Raw genomic sequence first — 17,597 nt, 5'->3', positions numbered from 1 at the left:
GCGCGCCACTCTCGCCCGCTCAGCGCGAACCTCTCCTGCACCGCTCGCGCAATCATCCCGGAATACGCGCGACGACCTTGATTTCGAAATCGAACCCGGCAAGCCAGTTCACGCCAACTGCGGTCCATGCCGGATAGGGCGCTGCATCGAAAATTTCTGCCTTCACCGCCATGATCGTGCCGAACTGCGCTTCGGGGTCGGTGTGAAAGGTGGTGACGTCGATAATATCGTCGAAATCGCAGCCCCCGGCGTTCAGCGTGGCCTTCAGATTGGCGAAGGCACGTCGCACCTGCGCCTCGAAATCGGGTTCGGGCGATCCGTCCGGGCGGCTGCCGACCTGGCCTGAAACGAACAGCAGTTTGTCGGCGGGGACTGCCGCCGAATAACCATGCTCCTCATACAAGGCATGGCGGTTAGCGGGAAAGACCGGCTTTCTGGTCGGCATGGAAGAACCTTTCTCTGCGAGAGGGAGGGAACACCACAACGGGATTCCACATACGTCGCGTATGTAAATGCTTGTGGAGATTTAAGTCAAGTTTGCATACGAAGCGTATGTGAGTAGGGAAAAGGGCTATGGCAGGGAAACACGCGCCGAGCGTATGGAGGAAAATCGCGAACGCCTGCTCCGGTCGGGACGGCTTGCCTTTGCGCGCGATGGTTTCGCAGCGGCGTCAATGGACGATCTTACCGCCGCTGCAGGGCTGACTCGCGGCGCGCTCTATCACACGTTCGGCGATAAGAAGGGCCTGCTCGCTGCTGTCGTGGCGATGGTCGATGGCGAGATGGCGGCGCGCGCGAAACAGGCCGGAGCGCAGGCGGAAACGCCATGGGAGGCGCTGCTGGCGGAAGGGGCGGCCTATATCGAAATGGCGCTCGATCCCGAAATCCGCCGTATCGTCCTGCTCGATGGCCCTGCCTTTCTCGGCGATCCGTCGCAATGGCCAAGCCAGAATGCCTGTCTCGAACTCACGAAAAGCGCGGTGGCCGATCTGGTTGAAAGCGGCGTCATGCGCCCCGTCGATGTGGAGGCAGCGGCGCGGCTGCTGAGCGGCGCCGCGTTCAATGCGGCTTTGTGGGTCGCGGCCAGCCCAACGCCGGACGAGACCCTGCCCAATGCGATCACGGCCTTCCAAATGATGGCGCAGGGCTTTCTCGCCTCGCGCTCCTGACCCCCATCAGCCCGGCCTGATCCGCGCCGAACCACCTCACCCCGGCAGATCATCCTTCGGGGCCTGCACCCGCGCTGCTTCCTCCGCCTCGGCTTTTGCTTCCGCCTTTGCCTCGGCCTTGTTCTTCGCGGCCTTGGCCTCGCTTGCCCGCGCTTCGTTGCGCGCAGCCTTTTCGCCTTCGGGTTCGGGCGGGACGAAGCTGATCACCACATCGTCTTCCTCGACATAGGGCTTTTGCCCCGCCGCGAAGAATTCCAGCTCGCCATCCTCGTGCCGCACCGCGATCGGCTCGCCGCCTTTGGGCAGGCGCTCGCGATAATCGGCGAAGCTGAACTTTTCGGTGATCCGCGTCTTGCCGAAGCTCCACCCCTCGGCGAGGAGGCGCTGCAATTCCTCGATCGTCCGCTTGCTCTCCAGCAGCACGCGGCCGCGCGGCGACACGCCGCCTTTCTTGATATCGGCGGCCGCCGTCTGGGTCATCAGCTCGAACCCGATTTCGGGGCCGAGATCGGCGCAGATCAGCGAATTATACGCGTCATTGTCCGACGCGACCAATGCCTGCTGATACTGGCCGAGGTCGAGATGGTCCTGCGTCACTTCGTCCAATATATCGCCGCGATACACGTCCAGATTCGCCCGGCGCGGTCCCCTCAACGCAAAGGTCGAGCTGTCGGCGATCGTCACCGGATAGCCCAGTTCCTTCAGATAGACGCCGAACGCCGTCGTCCAGTCATTCGCCCCGACGATCAGCACGCCGTCGCCCTTGCCCCGGTCGATGCCCAGCCGCTTCGCCACCTGCCGCGCCGAAAAGCCATGCGCCAGAATCGTGACCACCACCACGCCGAAGCTCAGCGGCACCAGCGCCTCGGCATCCGGCAGGCCATATGCCTGCAACCGGATCGCGAACAGGCCGGTAATCGCCACCGCGACGATACCGCGCGGCGCGACCCATGCGATGAACAATCGCTCCTTCCACGGCATCGACGATCCCAGCAGGCTGACCAGCGCCGTCACCGGACGGACGAGGAACAGCAGCAGGAACAGGAACACCACGAACCGTGCGCGGAACTGCGACATCGTCTCCCAGTCGAGCGAGGCCGACAGGATGATGAACACGCCGGAGATCAGCAGGACGGTCAGGTCCTCCTTGAACCGCCTGAGCACCCGCGTCGAATGGACCGGCCGGTTCGCCATCACCACGCCCATCAGCGTGACGGTGACCAGCCCCGTCTCATGCTTGATGATATCGGCAATGACGAACCCTGCGATCACGACGATCAGCAGCACCGGGGATTTCAGAAATTCGGGCACATAGCCGCGCGGGAACAGCCAGGTGATCGCAAAGCCCAGCGCGACCCCCAAAAGCCCCGCGACGGTGGTGGCCAGCAACACATCGAGCGTGACCGAGAGCAGCCCGGTATCCGGCCCCTCATAGGTGATATAGCCGTAAATCGCGACGGCCAGCAGCGCGCCGATCGGATCGTTGACGATCCCCTCCCAGCGCAGCGTGTCGGACACGCGATTGGGAAGGTGCAGCGTGCGCAACATCGGCCCGATGACGGTCGGCCCGGTAACCACCAGAATGCCGCCGAACAGCATCGACACTTCCCAGGACAGCCCCGCGCCCCAATGCGCCGCCCATGCGCCGAGCAGCCAGCCGATCGGCACACCGATCAGGACCATGCGCAGCACCGGATTGCCCGCATGGCGCAGATCGCGGAAATTCAGGCTCAGCCCACCCTCGAACAGGATGACAGCGACCGCCAGTTTGATGATCGGTTCCTGTAGCGGCCCCAGATCGCGCTCGGGCACGATAATGCCCAGCACCGGCCCCGCGATCACACCGGCGAGCAGCATCAACGCGATGGCAGGACGGCCCGTGCGCCAGGCAACCCATTGCGCACCGATGCCGATAATGCCGATCAGCGCCAGCTTTACGAGAAGCGAATCAATCATGCCGTACCGGCGGTAGCAGAGCAGGGCGCGGCAGGAGAAACAAACTTTCTATATCGTATTGCCGTCATCGGCGTAGCTGCCCCCAATAATATCCGAACATTGTCGCAAAGCAGGGGCTTTCCCGTTCCCGGCTCTTCTCCGGCACCGAGCCGGGTCGACAGGATCAAACGCCGATAGCGGCGGGCGGTTGCACAAAAGCGAGGCGGCACGGACGGCGCGATAAAATATATAAAGGATGCCGGGCGCTGTATCGCATTGCGCCTGCGATGAACGGCGCGGGATTACGCCGCCGCCACGCGATCGCGTGCGGCGCGTGTTTCGCGCAGCGGTGGTGCGCCGAACAGGCGGCGATAATCGCGCGTGAATTGCGATATGCTTTCATATCCTACACCGAACGCCGCGCTGCTCGCGCTCGCGCCATCAGCCAGCATCCGTCGCCGCGCTTCGACCAGCCGCAGTTGTTTTTGGAACTGCACCGGGGTCAGCGACGTCTGCCGCCGGAAATGATCGTGAAACGACGATGCGCTCATCCCCGCTTCGTTCGCCAGCCGCTCGACGCTGATCGCGCCGGCAAAATCGCGACGAAGCAGCGCGACCGCGCGCGCGATCCGCTCGGCATGGCTGCCCGGCATTCCCAGTGCACGCACCGCACCGCCATGCCGCCCTGCAAGCACCCAGTAATGCAGTTCGCGCACGATTCCGGGACCGAGCGCGCGCAAGCCATCGGGGCGATCGGTCAGCGCGAGCAGCCGGGTCATCGCATCGGCCATCTGCGCTTCGGTGGGCGTAACGCGCACAGCGCTGGTTGCGAGAGGGGACGCGGCCGGCGCACAATCGGCGAGATCGGCGAGGATCGCTGCATCCAGTTCGACGACGATCGACAGATAGGGGGCGGTGCGGCCTGCCTCCAGGACCTGACTGACCGTCGGCACGTCGGATGCGACGAGCAGCGATTCGCCCGCACCGAATACCGTGCTTGTCCCGCCGGACGTTACGCGCTTCGACCCTTGCGCGACGAGGCAGACGAGCGGGCGATAGACGTCGTGGATCAATGCGGTCGGCGAATCGAAACGGATCGCATGAACCCCCGCCATCACCGAAGCCGGACGGCCTGAAGTGGCGGCTGCGTCGTGCGTGAAGCGATCGAGCGCATGGCGGAGCGGTTCGGTGTTCATCGCCTGAATATAGCTGCAACCGTTGCGCGCGTCAGCAGATTTGGAGGATCGGGCAAAAACCGGCCCCGCTTCGGGCAAGCATGCAGCGAGGCTCAGTCGCATATCAGGCAGGCAATCTGAGCAATGGAGCATGTCATGACCAAGATCAGCCTGATTACCGGCGGCAGCCGCGGCCTGGGCCGCGCAATGGCGCTCGCGCTGGGGCAGCGCGGCGGCGATGTCGTCATCACCTATCACAGTCGCAGCGACGATGCCGACGCGGTCGTCGCCGAGCTTCGCGAGATGGGCCGCACCGCGGTCGCATTGCAGCTCGACACCGCAAAGGTCGCCGGTTTCGCCGATTTCGCCGAGCGGCTGAAACAGGCCCTGTCGCAGCATTGGAGCCGCGATAGCGTCGACCATCTCGTCAACAATGCCGGCTATGGCGAATATGCGACGATCCCCGAAACCAGCGAAGCGCAGTTTGACGGGCTGGTCGATGTGCATCTGAAGGGCGTGTTCTTCCTCACCCAGACGCTGTTGCCGATGATCGCCGATGGCGGGCGGATCGTGAATATTTCCTCGGGGCTGACCCGGATGATCTTTCCGGGCTATGCGGCCTATGCGGCGATGAAGGGCGCGATCGAAGTGCTCACCCAATATCTGGCGAAGGAACTGGGCTCGCGCGGGATCGCGGTGAACACCGTCGCGCCGGGAGCGATCGAAACCGATTTCGGCGGCGGCGCGGTACGCGACACCCCCGACCTCAACGCGCAAATCGCGTCGATGACCGCGCTCGGCCGGGTCGGCGTGCCCGAAGATATCGGCATGATGGTCGCTGCGCTGCTCAGCGAAGACAATCGCTGGGTCAATGGCCAGCGGATCGAAGTATCGGGCGGGCAGGGGCTGTAATCCCTGTAGACCTGCTTAGGCCGTAACGACGAAAAGCCGCCCCGAACGCTGGTCCGGCACGGCTTTTTCGTTGGGTGAGCACCCGCATCCGCCACGCCCGACAATGCCACCCAAACGCCCGATGCCACCCCAAACGCCACCGCCCCGGGGCGATGGCCATGGCAAGGATGACGGCCGGCGCCATGACGGGGCGAGCCTGCCGGTATTGCGATGCGAAGAGCTCAAGCTGACCGGACGCAGTCCCGCTAAGATGATTTTGCGCGCATGGCCGACTGCGACCGCAGCAACAGTGGAATGGCCGATACCGATGGAAAGCGGCCTGTTCGCTTTTGAGCGGAAGCAGACCAAAGCGGACGCTAGCAAACCTCGAATTTGGCAACTGCGCGCCTTCAAGCTTTTGTCAGCAGGGGCCGTGCCAATAAACGCCGTGCCCCAGTTCTGACCAGCACTCGACGAGCATTGCCAAGTCCTGTTTATCCACAGCGAAGCCATAGCCCCAGCCGCCGTCAAAGAATGGTTTTGTCGTGATATCCACCATCCCGTGGCGAACGGTTACAGAATATGGCTTCAACGTTGCGATAGCAGGTGGCCACTTGGCTTTCGGGATGTCAGCGTGCTGGACTGAAGGGCCGAGCGAATAAGTCGACATCAGATGCTGGGATTCGGCTGCGATCGCCTTCAATTGCGCCTGACTGTGAGTAGGATGCGGGAAAGCGCAATATATTGCCAGCGCGATTAAGCCGATGGTCGGGGCAACAGGCCGCAGACATCTTTGCACTTGAGCTTCTCCTTCACGTGCGTGTCGGCACCACGATACCCTCGAGCTTACAGGTGCTTTGAACGTCCGCAAGCAGCCAGCAATTGATCGGTTGTGAACGACGTAATCTGGGGCGAAACCCGACAGGCTGTATGTACGACGAGCCCGTAATTTGTTCGTCATCGCGAGGAGCGAAGCGACGTGGCGATCCAGTCGCTCGGCGCATAGCCCTTAGCTCTGGATTGCCGCGCCGCTATGGGTTCGCAATGACGAGGCTGCCGGTGATCCGTTTGCGACCTCATCGCGCATCAAACAACAAAAAAGCCGCCCCGAACGCATGGGTCCGGGGCGGCTTTTGTGTCGCGCAAACAGTGCCTCGCCGTTTATTTCGGCGCCAGCACCATCAGCATCTGGCGGCCTTCCATCCGGGGATAGCTTTCCACCTTTGCGGTTTCGGTGACGTCCTCGGCGACGCGGCGCAGCAGTGCCATGCCGATTTCGCCATGGCTGAGTTCGCGACCACGAAAGCGCAGGGTAATCTTCACCTTGTCACCGTCTTCGATGAACTTGTGAACATTCTTCATCTTGGTGTTGTAATCATGATCGTCGATATTCGGACGCATCTTGATTTCTTTGATGTCCTGCGTCTTTTGCGTCTTGCGCGCCTGATTGGCCTTTTTCTGGGCTTCGTACTTATATTTTCCGACGTCCAGAAACTTGGCTACGGGCGGGTCGGCATTGGGCGACACTTCGACAAGGTCGAGCCCGTACTCGGCAGCCTGCTCCATCGCCTCACGCGTGAACATCACGCCAAGGTTTTCGCCTTCATGGTCGATCACGCGAACCTTGGGCGACTGGATGAACTCGTTGTAGCGCGGCCCGTTCATCGGCGGCGGCGACATCGAGCGTCTGTTCATGGGAGGACGTATAGTGCTTTCTCCTGTAGCAATTAAAAAGCTTTGCTTGACTTTATAGCGCGTCGCGCGCCGTTCGAACAGTCACCTGACGAACGGCACGGCGACAAAATCGCTCCGACTCGCTGCTTAGCGTATATCGGGAGCCTTTGCCGCATCTGCAAGACGCATGATCACGTCACCGAGCGCGATAATTTCCTGTTTCGCGCCTTCGCCCAGCACGCGCAGCGCGACGGTGGCTTCCTCCGCCTCTCGCTTGCCCACGACCAGCAGGTTGGGAACCTTCGCCACCGAATGTTCGCGCACCTTGTAATTGATCTTCTCGTTGCGAAGGTCGACCTCGACCCGGATGCCCGCCGCGCGCAGCTGCCCGGCGACCGCACGCGCATAATCATCCGCATCGGACACGATCGTCGCGACCACTGCCTGGGTGGGGGCGAGCCATAGCGGCAGTTTCCCTGCGAAATGCTCGATCAGGATGCCGATAAACCGCTCATACGACCCGAAAATCGCACGGTGCAGCATGACGGGGCGGTGCCGTTCGCCATCCGCCGCGGTATAGCTTGCATCGAGCCGCTCGGGCAGCACGCGGTCCGACTGAATCGTGCCGACCTGCCAGGTCCGCCCGATCGCATCGGTCAGATGCCATTCCAGCTTGGGCGCGTAGAAGGCGCCTTCGCCCGGCAGTTCTTCCCAGCCATATTCGGGGGTGGCGAGGCCCGCTTCCTTCACCGCGTTGCGAAGCTCTTCCTCCGCCTTGTCCCAGTCGGCGTCCGATCCGAACCGCTTTTCAGGCCGAAGCGCCAGCTTGATCGAATAGCTGAACCCGAAATCGCGATAGACCCGGTCTGCGAGTTCGCAAAAGGCGCGCACTTCATCGACGATCTGGTCTTCGCGGCAGAAGATATGCGCATCGTCCTGCGTGAACTGGCGCACGCGCATCAGGCCGTGCAGCGCGCCATGCGGCTCGTTGCGATGGCAGCAGCCATTTTCATACAGGCGCAGCGGCAAATCGCGGTACGATTTGATCCCCTGTTTGAACACCAGCACATGCGCCGGGCAGTTCATCGGTTTCAGCGCCATCCATTCGGCTTCGTCCGAAACGATCGGGCCTTCATCCTCGACATTCGGCACTTCGTCGGGGATCACGAACATGTTCTCGCGATATTTGCCCCAATGGCCCGACTGCTCCCACTGGCGCGCGTCCATCACCTGCGGCGTCTTGATTTCGCGATAGCCGGCGCCATCGATCGCGCGGCGCATATAGGCCTCCAGCGCGCGCCAGATGACATAGCCCTGCGGATGCCAGAACACGCTGCCATGCGCTTCGGCCTGAAGGTGGAACAGGTCCATCTCCGCGCCCAGCTTGCGATGGTCGCGCTTCGCCGCTTCCTCCAGCTTGTGCAAATGCGCGTCGAGCTGCTTCTTGTTCAGCCAGCCGGTGCCGTAAATCCGCGTGAGCTGCGCATTATTCTGGTCGCCGCGCCAATAGGCCCCGGCAACGCGCATCAGCTTGAACGCCTGCGGGTCGAGCTTGCCGGTCGAGGCAAGATGCGGCCCCCGGCACATGTCGAGCCAGTCCTCACCCGACCAATAGACGGTCAGCTCTTCGCCCTCGGGAAGTTCGGCCGCCCATTCGGCCTTGAAGCTCTCCCCGTCCGCCTTCCATTTGGCGATCAGGTCTTCGCGGCTCCACACCTCACGGCGCAGCGGTTTGTCGGCGCGGATGATCTCGCGCATTTTCTCTTCGATCGCGGGCAAGTCGTCCATCGAAAAGGGCGCGCGATCCTCCGGCGCCTTTACGTCATAATAAAAACCGTCCTCGGTCGACGGGCCAAAGGTGATCTGCGTGCCGGGCCACAACGCCTGCACCGCCTCGGCCAGCACATGCGCATAGTCATGCCGCGCCAGTTCCAGCGCCGCCTCTTCATCGCGCGACGTCACCAGCGCAAGTTCGGTATCCCCTTCGAACGGGCGCATGATATCGCGCAGCTCGCCATTCACCCGCGCCGCAATCGCCGCCTTGGCCAGCCCCGGCCCGATCGAAGCCGCCACATCCGCCGGAGTCGTTCCCTCCGCAACCTCACGGACGGAACCGTCGGGCAGCGTGATCTTGAACATCTCGGACATGGGGGAAACGGACTTTCGATAAAAAGGTTGAAGGATTCAGCGCGCCGCATATGCCCTTGGGGACCACTGCGGCGCAAGCGCTAAGCGGACGCAGCTTTACGGGCTCGAAAGGAACCCTGCCATGCCAGCCATCCTGATCTGGGCCGCCGTCGCGATCGTCGGCACACTCATCATCTGGAAGGGCAGCGGCATTCTGGAGCGCGCCAGCCAGCGTCTCGCCGAATATTATCGCCTTCCCGAAATCGTCAAGGGCGCGGTCGTCGTCGCGGTGGGGTCGAGCTTTCCCGAACTCACCACCACCGTCCTGTCGGCGGCGCTGCACGGCGCGTTCGAACTGGGCGTCGCGGCGATCGTCGGGTCGGCGCTGTTCAACATCCTCGCAATCCCTGCGCTGTCCGGCCTTGCGGGCGGCGGGCTCAAATCCAGCCGCGATCTGGTGTATAAGGAATCGCAATTTTACATGATCGCAGTGGCGGTGCTGCTGCTCGCCTTCTGCTTCGCCGTGATCTATCATCCGCAAGGGGAAAGCGGCGCGCTTCAGGGCGAGATGACCCGCCCGCTCGCGCTGATCCCGCTGCTGCTTTATCTGCTCTATATCTTCGTCCAGTATCAGGACGCGGTCGACGCCCGTACCGAAGAAGTGCCGCACGACATCCGCCCGCTTGTCGAATGGGGCCTGCTCGGCCTGTCGCTGCTGCTGATCGTCGTCGGGGTCGAAGCGCTGGTCCGAGCCGCGATCAATTTCGGGGAGATTTTCGGGACGCCCGATTTCATCTGGGGCTTCACCGTGGTCGCCGCCGGAACCTCGCTCCCCGACGCCTTCGTCTCGATCCGCGCCGCGCGAGCGGGGCATGCGGTCACCAGCCTGTCGAACGTATTGGGCAGCAACATCTTCGACCTGCTCGTGTGCATCCCGGCGGGGGTGCTGATCGCCGGCAGTGCCCCCATCGACTTCGCCGTCGCCGCGCCGCTGATGGCAGTGCTCACCGTCGCGACGATCGCGCTGTTCCTGACGATGCGCACCGATATGCGGCTGGGCAGGACCGAATCGGGGTTCCTGATGGCGCTCTACGCGCTCATCCTGCTGTGGTTCTGCCTCGAAAGCTTCGGCGCCATCGACTGGGTCCCCGGCCTGCCACCCGCAAATGCCACTTAGCCTCTTTACGTCATTGCGACCCCGGCCCGTGAGCCGGGGGAAGCAATCCGGCGCCCCATGCGAATCGCCGGATCGCAGTGAAAAACCTCACCTCGCCTCCACCCGTTCGCCCTGAGCGAAGTCGAAGGGCCGTCCTTCTTCTTTTCATCCTCACAGCCCGTCAAAAATGGACCCCTTCGACCGCCCGCAAAGCCAGACACTCAGGACCAACGAACGCGCGCCAGCCGCTCAAACATTCAGCGCGATCAGATACAGGCTCGACCCCATGATCCACAGCCCGTCGATTGTCTTCAGCCGCTTCGCTCCCAGCCATAGCGCCAGCGGCCGCGCGAAATAGCCGCCGACCAACGCTCCCGGCGCGGCGAGCGCCACCACCTCCCACACCACCGTCCCGCTCAGAATGTGGAACATCGCCCCGGCAAGGCACGAGACGCTCGAAATCACCACCGCCGCGCCTGCGCACAGCACCACCGGATAATGGCGGATGAACAGATACAGCGCGACCAGCTCGCCCACCCCCACCGAAAACAGCGCGGTAATGAACCCGCCGACCAGCCCTATTGCGGCCAGCATCACGAAATCCCCCCGCGCCACCCGCGTCAGCGCAGGCCGCGTCCGGTTGACGGTCCAGGTCGTCGCCACCACCCCCGCGCCCAGTGCAAGCGAAAACGCCTTGAACCCCAGCAGCACGTCATGCGGATCGAACTCCGCCACCCGCTGAGTCACCAGCATCACCGGCAGCGCCCCCGCCAGCACCACCGCCACCACGCCCCAGAAATCCGATAGCCCGATCTCGCGCGTCGTCGGTTCCTGCGCATGCAGTCCCCCCGACCAGCGCAGCGCCCCCATGCTCATCCCGAAACACTGGATCAGGAAAGACGCGGCCACCACCTGCGTGCGATCGAGCGCCATCACCCCTGAATCGCGCAGCGCATTGAACACCGGCACGAACACCACACCCCCGCCGGTCCCCGACGTATTGGCAATGGTAGCCCCCAGCACCCCGACCCCCGGCAAAAACCAAAGCCGCGCCAGCAACGCCGGATCAAGCCGCGCAAACCCCCAGATCGCCGCATAGCCAAGCACCAGCAACCCGGCCCCGACCGCCCCCGCAATCTTCATTCAGTCTGTTTCCTCACCCATCCGTCATGCCGATTCATTCCCGGCATTCACTGCCCTTTATGGAGATGAAGGAAGTGACACGCAGATCATTACTGCACAGCAAGGGTGGCCGCTATTACGAAGATAGCCGCGCGGCATTAGCGTCGGAATTTGCTGGTTAGTGGACGTTCGTGCATTAAGTTGAAGATGCTGCTTCCCAATCGCCGCTCCCCTGATTTCCTGCTCGTCATCGCGGGCGCGCTATTCGGCGTGGGCCTCGCCGCTCGGTTCGCGTTCGGTGAAGGCCCGGTAGCATGGGTACTTCTCATCTGCGCCTTCCCACCCGCGTTTGAGGCCGAGTTGGTGCGTCGATCAGGCCAAATCGGCGCAATGATCTACTCGCGAGACCAGGACGAAATCTCGAGCCTGACATATGATCGTAGCGGCGCTATCCTGCGCTGCGTGTTCATGACGATCGTGCTTGGCTCAACCTACCTCTTTGGTCGAGGCGGCTACAATCTCATTCCCGACAGTGTCTGGGCTGTCCCGCTACTCGTCGGACCTGTCATCGCTTATGTGATCTGGGGCGGGTGGTCCTATCGCCGTCGGATAGTAGCGGCGGCGAGAAGCGGATCATGGTCGAAGCGTCGGCCTCGCTAACGCCCGAAAATGTGAATGTGGTACTGTCAAGCCGGATGCAAGTGTCCGCATTTGGGTGCCATATGCAGTCTGTTTTCGGTCTGATACGCCGCCTCCGCCGTCATTCCTGCGGAAGCGGGAATGCAGTGGCGCGCAAAGCTGAGGGCAGATAGCTGGATCGCAGCTTTCACGCGCATTACGGTAATGTGGATAAGGATTCGGCGGGCAGGCCTCCCAAAAACCGCTGTCCTACACGCCCCCGTTTTGCCATCCTCGCCGCATGACCCGCGCGCTCTCTTCCGCCACCCGCCCGATCGGGCGGTGCGGGGAGGGGGAGCGAGGGGGGACGTACCGTGAACTTCCACAACTTCCGCGTACGCCCGCTACCCGAATCACCCCGCGCCGCTCATCGCGACACCAGCCCGAACGGCACGATCCGGTTGTCGGCGCTATGCCCGATCTCGGCACGGCCCAGATACGGCACGCCCATTTCGCCGCACCAGCGCGCGGCCATCTCCTCGGGCGTCTCACCGAAGCGCGGCTCATTCTCCTGCACATCGACCACCTGACCCAGCCGGATACCGGCCAGTCCTTTCAGCTGCGTCGAATGGCTGAGCGTGAACAGCATCCGGTCGATCCGGTACAGCGGCTCCGACACCTCCTCGATCATCAGCACATGGTCGGTCATGTCGGGCAGCCATTGCGTCCCGATCATCGCGGTCAGGATGGCAAGGTTCATCGCGATCACCGGCGCATCGCCGATATTGGGCTCCAGCACCGCGGGGTCTCGATTGACCAGCCAGTCGAGCGATCGCGCAACGCACACGCCCTGATCCTTGCGCCCGATCTCGATCGGCATCGGCCCGTGCACCGGCCGTCCGATCCGCCGGGCATAGAGCGCACCCAGCAAAAACCCCATGTCCGAATAGCCGATATAGGTCTTCGCCCGCGCCGCCTCGTTCAGCTCGGGCATCACCGCCGACAGGATCCGGTTCGATCCATATCCGCCGCGCGCGAACCAGATCGCATCGAACGCCGGATCATTGGCATATTCCAGAAACGCCGCCGCGCGCACTGCGTCCGGCCCTGCGAAATGTCCGTCTTCGGCAAAGCACTGATCGTGAAACACCAGGTCGACATTGGGAAAGGCGATTGCGGCCAGCGCCGCGGTCGCCGCCGCCACCTGTTCATCGATCGACCGCGCCGGTGCCACTACCCCGATCCGCATGCTTTGCCCTTCCGTCTTTCTGTTCGCCCGTCAACGCACATCGCTCCTGTGCCGTTCGCACGGTGCGAAGTCGAGCCGCGTTGCGCACCGTGCGGCTATCCCGGCCTGTTTGCGACATGCTTTCGTGGCGGCAGAGCCGGCCAAACGCCCGAACCTGCCCCAAAAGCGCCGCCACCTGCCACAAGCGCGGCCACCCGCCTAACGAGCGCCGCGATCGGAATGCCGCCCCGCTTGCCTCTGCAACCCAAACCGCCGATAGCCTGACGCTTATGGAAACGAACAAATCCTATTTTTTCGTCGGTGTGGGCGGCTCTGGCATGATGCCGCTCGCCATGATCCTTGCCGGGCGCGGGGCGAGCGTATCCGGGTCCGACCGCTCGCTTGACGCTGGCCGGGTTCCCGCAAAGTTCGACGCCCTGCAATCGCGCGGTATCCACCTGTTTCCGCAGGACGGCAGCGGTATCACTTCGGCCGATCAGGTCGTTATTGCTTCCGCCGCGGTGGAGGACAGCGTCCCCGATATGGTGAAGGCGCGTGACGTCGGCGCCACCCATATGACCCGCCCCGAACTACTCAGCCGCCTGTTCAATGAATCGGCGCATCGCATCGGTGTTGCCGGGACGAGCGGCAAATCGACTGTCACCGGCATGATCGGCTGGATATTTTCCCAGGCGGGCCGCGACCCCACCGTCATGAACGGCGCGGTGATGAAGAATTTCGCCACCCCTGACGCGCCCTTTGCCAGCGCGCTGGTCGGCGAGGGCGACACGTTCATCAGCGAAGTCGATGAAAGCGACGGGTCGATCGCGCTCTACAATCCGACCATCGCGGTGCTCAACAATGTCAGCCTCGACCATAAGAGCCTTGAAGAGCTTCGCGCGCTCTTCGGCGATTTTGTCGGCCGTGCGAGCGCGTCGGTCATCAATATCGGCGATCCCGAAAGCGCCGCCATCGCATCCCGGCTCGACCGCGAAACGGTGATGACCTTTGCCGTGGATCGCGCTGCCAACCTCACCGCGCGCAATCTCAAGCCCGAACCCTTCGGCATTGCGTTCGACCTGCATATCGCGGGCCAGTTTCGCCAGACGGTTCGCCTGTCGGTGCCAGGGCGGCATAATGTCGAAAACGCGCTCGCTGCGCTTGCCGCTGCCTTCGCCTCCAGCATCATTCCGCCCGTCGCCATTCCTGCGATCGAAGGCTTCACCGGGCTGAAGCGCCGTTTCGAGCGGGTGGGGGAGGCCAATGGCATCACCGTCATCGACGATTTCGGCCACAACCCGGAAAAGATCGCCGCGACGCTCGATACGCTGCACGCTTTTCCCGGCCGTCTGCTGCTGATGTTTCAGCCGCACGGCTATGGCCCGTTAAAGGTCATGCGCCGCGAACTGGTCACCATGTTCGTTTCGCGGCTCAAAAAGGGCGATCAGCTCGTCCTGCCCGATCCGGTTTATCAGGGCGGGACGGTAGCGCGCGAGGTGACCAGCGCCGACATCGTCGCCGAGCTCACCCCGGCCGGGATCGACGCCCGCCACATCCCCGACCGCGATGCCGCCGCCGCGCATCTGGTGGCCAGCGCAAAGCCCGGGGACCGTATCGTCATCATGGGCGCGCGCGACGACACGCTCAGCCTGCTAGCGCAAAGGATGCTGGACGATTTGAACAGATAGCTTGTCTATATGGAAAGCTAAGTTGACATCCTGATGCGAATCGATGTAAACCTCGCTTGTCATTGCAACAAGGGAGCTTGTCATGGTTGTAGCAGAGGAGGAAATCCGCCCGCCGCGTATCGGCCCGGCGGTCGCGCTATATGTTTTCAGCCTGTTCGGCGGGGTCGCGCTTCATAAGGGGCTCGATCTGCACGGCTGGGTCCTCGTGCCCATTTACGCCGTGCCGATCGCCGCGCTCGGCTGGATGATCGTGCAGAAGCGCCGGATGCGGGCCGTCGGTGCGGCCGGTTGTTCGGGCGGTAAGGCCTATCAGCGCCGGATTCTCGGCCTTGCTCTGGCCTATATGGCGCTGCTGATGCTGGCCAACTGGCTCAACAGTCAGTTTGCCCTGCACGGCATCGCCGCAGTTTTGGTCGCGCTTCTGCCAGCGCTGCCGCTGATCGGGATGATCCTTGCCATCGGGCGGCTGATCATCGACGAAAAGGACGAATATCTGCGTGTTCTTCACGTTCGGCAGATGCTGGTCGCGACCGGTTTCATGCTCAGCGTCTGTTCGATCTGGGGCTTTCTCGAAAGCTTCGATCAGGTGCCGCATGTCCCGGCGTACTGGGCGTTCGTGATCTGGTGCGGCGGTCTGGCGCTCGGCACGCTGTATAACGAGATGCGACCATGAAGAACCGCCTTCGCGTGCTGCGCGCCGAACGCGAGTGGAGTCAGCAGGATCTCGCCGACCGGCTGGAGGTGTCGCGCCAGAGCGTGAATGCCATCGAAAAGGGCCGTTACGATCCCTCGCTCCCGCTCGCCTTCAAGATCGCCGATCTTTTCGGCCTCGCCATCGAACAGATTTTCATCAACCCCGCTTTGGAAGGGGAAGAAGCATGATCACTTGCCAGAAATCACGTCGAATCGCCGTTTATGTTTCCGTTATCGTCATGTTGATGAGCGCTGCGCACCATCGCGACCGGATGACCTCGCCCACGCAAACAATGCACGCGATAGGCCATCATTTCGATTTCGACCTGTCGCTGCCTGGAATTCGTGCGCATCTTTCCACGGGCTCGGCACGCTGAACAAAGGACACCCGATCATGTTGAAACAGACCATGTTCGCCGCCGCGCTCATGCTCGGCACCGCTGCCGAGCCAGCCCTTGCTCAGACGGCAACGCAGCAAGCATCCGCCACCATGCAGATGGACCATATCTCGGTCCAGGCGATCGGGGCGGGCGATCCGATCATCCTGATCCCCGGCCTGTCGACCCCGCGCAATGTCTGGGACGGCATCGCGCCCGATCTCGCGAAAACGCACCGCGTCTATCTGGTGCAGGTCAACGGCTTTGGCGGCGGCGATCCGGGCGCGAATCTGAAGCCCGGCATTCTGGACGGCGTGGTCGCCGATCTCGCGACGTTCATTCGCGATCACAAGCTCGAAAAACCTGCCATGGTCGGCCATTCGATGGGCGGGCTTGCCGCGCTGATGTTCGCAAAGGCGCACCCCGATCAGGTCAGCCGGGTGATGGTCGTCGATGCGCTTCCCTTTATCGGCGCTCTTTTCGTGCCCGGCAGCACAGCGGACACGATCGAGCCGCTCGCCGTCCAGATGCGCGACCGGATGCGCACGAAACAGACGTCCCAAAGCGCCGAGGCGACCGCCCGGACCATGGCGGTAAAGGCCGGTTCGCGCGCGCAGATCGCGCAATGGGTGCTTGCCGCCGATCCGCGCGTCGCTTCGGCAGCGATGTATGAGGATATGACCACCGATCTGCGCGGCGACATGGCGACCATCGAAACGCCGATCACGCTCGTATATCCGCACAATGAATATGTCCCGCTTGCGCGTGCCGATCCGCTGTATCGCGGCCAGTATCAGGGTGTCGCGAATATGCAGTTCGTGCCGGTCGGCGACAGCGGCCATTTCGTCATGCTCGATCAGCCCGAAGCGTTCGTCCGGGCGCTGAACGAATTTCTCGCCGATTGAGCTTTGCGCCCCTGTGATACACCGATAGCATTGCCACTATGACCATGACCGAAACCAGCCAGCCCGACGCTCCGCGCCTCGCCTTTCACAAGACCGAAGGGGAGGGGCCGGTGATCATCTTCCTCCCCGGCTATGCCTCCGACATGGAGGGGAGCAAGGCGACCGCGCTCGAACAATGGGCACGCGATGCGGGGCGCAGCTATATCCGCTTCGACTATTCGGGCTGCGGGCAGAGTGAGGGCGAATTCGAGGATCGCTCACTCGCCGACTGGCGCGACGATGTATTGAGCGTCATCGACGAACTGGCCGATGGACCGGTGGTGTTGGTCGGCTCCTCAATGGGCGGCTGGCTGATGCTGCTCGCGGCGAAGGCGCGGCCCGACCGGGTGGCGGGGCTGGTCGGAATCGCGCCCGCGCCCGATTTCACCGACTGGGGCTTTACCCCCGATCAGAAGATGGAATTGCTCAACAAGGGGCGGCTCGAAGAGACATCCGACTATGCCGACGAACCGATGGTCACCACCCGCAAATTCTGGAGCTCGGGCGAAGCCAATCGGGTGATGTTCGGCACCATCCCGATCACCTGCCCGGTGCGGATCCTTCAGGGGCAGCGCGATAAGGAAGTGCCGTGGGAGCGCGCCCCGCGCCTTGCCCAGCTGCTGGCGGGCGACAATGTGCAGGTGACGCTGGTCAAGGATGGCGACCATCGCCTCTCGCGACCTCAGGATATCGCGCTGCTGTTCCGCACCGTGGCCGAAATCTGCGATTGTGTCGCATGACCGGGCTTCCATCGCGGCACCCGCGACCCTATCTGCCGGGCCAAAAGGAGGTCCGCCCGC

17 protein-coding genes are annotated in these 17,597 nt (G+C 62.9%); 9 read left to right on the top strand and 8 right to left on the bottom strand.

The features are described 5' to 3' along the window. Positions 1 to 52: 52 nt before the first annotated feature. Positions 53 to 445 carry a RidA family protein gene (locus EV664_RS07890; protein WP_133495152.1) on the bottom strand — a complete coding sequence of 131 codons (393 nt, stop codon included), beginning with the start codon at positions 443 to 445 and terminating at the stop codon, positions 53 to 55. A 109-nt stretch (positions 446 to 554) separates the two neighbouring features. Here EV664_RS07890 and EV664_RS07885 point away from each other — a divergent pair, with 109 nt between their 5' ends. Further along, positions 555 to 1,169 carry a TetR/AcrR family transcriptional regulator gene (locus tag EV664_RS07885; protein WP_229668173.1) on the top strand — a complete coding sequence of 205 codons (615 nt, stop codon included), beginning with the start codon at positions 555 to 557 and terminating at the stop codon, positions 1,167 to 1,169. A gap of 36 nt (positions 1,170 to 1,205) precedes the next feature. Here EV664_RS07885 and EV664_RS07880 read toward each other — a convergent pair whose 3' ends face one another. After that, positions 1,206 to 3,125 carry a cation:proton antiporter gene (locus tag EV664_RS07880; RefSeq protein WP_133495151.1) on the bottom strand — a complete coding sequence of 640 codons (1,920 nt, stop codon included), beginning with the start codon at positions 3,123 to 3,125 and terminating at the stop codon, positions 1,206 to 1,208. Positions 3,126 to 3,406: 281 nt separating this feature from the next. Then, the gene (locus EV664_RS07875; RefSeq protein WP_133495150.1) at positions 3,407 to 4,300 is read right to left on the bottom strand and encodes an AraC family transcriptional regulator; all 894 of its coding nucleotides are present in this window, start codon (positions 4,298 to 4,300) and stop codon (positions 3,407 to 3,409) included. Positions 4,301 to 4,435: 135 nt separating this feature from the next. On the opposite strand from EV664_RS07875, the gene EV664_RS07870 reads away from it, so the two are divergent. Further along, positions 4,436 to 5,191 carry an SDR family NAD(P)-dependent oxidoreductase gene (locus EV664_RS07870; RefSeq protein WP_133495149.1) on the top strand — a complete coding sequence of 252 codons (756 nt, stop codon included), beginning with the start codon at positions 4,436 to 4,438 and terminating at the stop codon, positions 5,189 to 5,191. A 400-nt stretch (positions 5,192 to 5,591) separates the two neighbouring features. Here EV664_RS07870 and EV664_RS07865 read toward each other — a convergent pair whose 3' ends face one another. The 3 genes from EV664_RS07865 to thrS all read right to left on the bottom strand — a co-directional run bounded on the left by EV664_RS07865 (position 5,592) and on the right by thrS (position 8,992). Next, complete coding sequence (locus EV664_RS07865; protein ID WP_211338485.1) at positions 5,592 to 5,969, bottom strand: hypothetical protein; 378 nt, start codon at positions 5,967 to 5,969, stop codon at positions 5,592 to 5,594. A gap of 362 nt (positions 5,970 to 6,331) precedes the next feature. Next, the gene (infC, locus tag EV664_RS07860; protein WP_133495147.1) at positions 6,332 to 6,865 is read right to left on the bottom strand and encodes a translation initiation factor IF-3; all 534 of its coding nucleotides are present in this window, start codon (positions 6,863 to 6,865) and stop codon (positions 6,332 to 6,334) included. Positions 6,866 to 6,991: 126 nt separating this feature from the next. Continuing rightward, positions 6,992 to 8,992 carry a threonine--tRNA ligase gene (gene thrS, locus EV664_RS07855; protein WP_133495146.1) on the bottom strand — a complete coding sequence of 667 codons (2,001 nt, stop codon included), beginning with the start codon at positions 8,990 to 8,992 and terminating at the stop codon, positions 6,992 to 6,994. Between the two features lie 121 nt (positions 8,993 to 9,113). Between thrS and EV664_RS07850 the strand changes: the two genes are divergently transcribed. Then, positions 9,114 to 10,148 (top strand): sodium:calcium antiporter, encoded by a 1,035-nt coding sequence (locus tag EV664_RS07850; RefSeq protein ID WP_133495145.1) that lies wholly within the window; start codon positions 9,114 to 9,116, stop codon positions 10,146 to 10,148. 228 nt (positions 10,149 to 10,376) lie between these two features. On the opposite strand, the gene EV664_RS07845 is transcribed toward EV664_RS07850, so the two are convergent. Beyond that, a complete protein-coding gene (locus EV664_RS07845) occupies positions 10,377 to 11,270 on the bottom strand; it encodes a sulfite exporter TauE/SafE family protein (RefSeq protein ID WP_133495144.1) in 894 nt (297 codons plus the stop codon). A 180-nt stretch (positions 11,271 to 11,450) separates the two neighbouring features. Here EV664_RS07845 and EV664_RS07840 point away from each other — a divergent pair, with 180 nt between their 5' ends. Then, a complete protein-coding gene (locus EV664_RS07840; RefSeq protein ID WP_133495143.1) occupies positions 11,451 to 11,909 on the top strand; it encodes a hypothetical protein in 459 nt (152 codons plus the stop codon). A gap of 385 nt (positions 11,910 to 12,294) precedes the next feature. Here the strand turns inward: EV664_RS07840 and EV664_RS07835 are convergent, their stop codons facing one another. Next, positions 12,295 to 13,116 carry an LD-carboxypeptidase gene (locus tag EV664_RS07835; protein ID WP_133495142.1) on the bottom strand — a complete coding sequence of 274 codons (822 nt, stop codon included), beginning with the start codon at positions 13,114 to 13,116 and terminating at the stop codon, positions 12,295 to 12,297. Between the two features lie 269 nt (positions 13,117 to 13,385). Between EV664_RS07835 and EV664_RS07830 the strand changes: the two genes are divergently transcribed. The 5 genes from EV664_RS07830 (at position 13,386) to EV664_RS07810 (ending at position 17,537) form a co-directional block, all read left to right on the top strand. Then, entirely contained in the window at positions 13,386 to 14,783 is a 1,398-nt protein-coding gene (locus EV664_RS07830) for a UDP-N-acetylmuramate--L-alanine ligase (protein ID WP_133495141.1), read from the top strand. Between the two features lie 82 nt (positions 14,784 to 14,865). Next, positions 14,866 to 15,456, top strand: a complete 591-nt coding sequence (locus EV664_RS07825; protein WP_229668171.1) for a hypothetical protein — start codon at positions 14,866 to 14,868, stop codon at positions 15,454 to 15,456. After that, positions 15,453 to 15,665: a helix-turn-helix transcriptional regulator gene (locus EV664_RS07820; protein ID WP_133495140.1), complete on the top strand. Its 213-nt coding sequence runs from the start codon at positions 15,453 to 15,455 to the stop codon at positions 15,663 to 15,665. Before EV664_RS07825 ends, EV664_RS07820 begins: the two co-directional genes overlap by 4 nt. A gap of 205 nt (positions 15,666 to 15,870) precedes the next feature. Further along, a complete protein-coding gene (locus EV664_RS07815) occupies positions 15,871 to 16,758 on the top strand; it encodes an alpha/beta fold hydrolase (protein ID WP_133495139.1) in 888 nt (295 codons plus the stop codon). A 38-nt stretch (positions 16,759 to 16,796) separates the two neighbouring features. Then, a complete protein-coding gene (locus EV664_RS07810) occupies positions 16,797 to 17,537 on the top strand; it encodes an alpha/beta fold hydrolase (protein ID WP_373287500.1) in 741 nt (246 codons plus the stop codon). Positions 17,538 to 17,597: the final 60 nt, after the last annotated feature.

This window comes from Stakelama pacifica (assembly GCF_004361835.1).
GTDB lineage: Bacteria > Pseudomonadota > Alphaproteobacteria > Sphingomonadales > Sphingomonadaceae > Sphingomonas > Sphingomonas pacifica.
The sequence above is the reverse complement of the archived record's forward strand: the minus strand, read 5'-3'. Positions and strand labels throughout refer to the sequence as shown.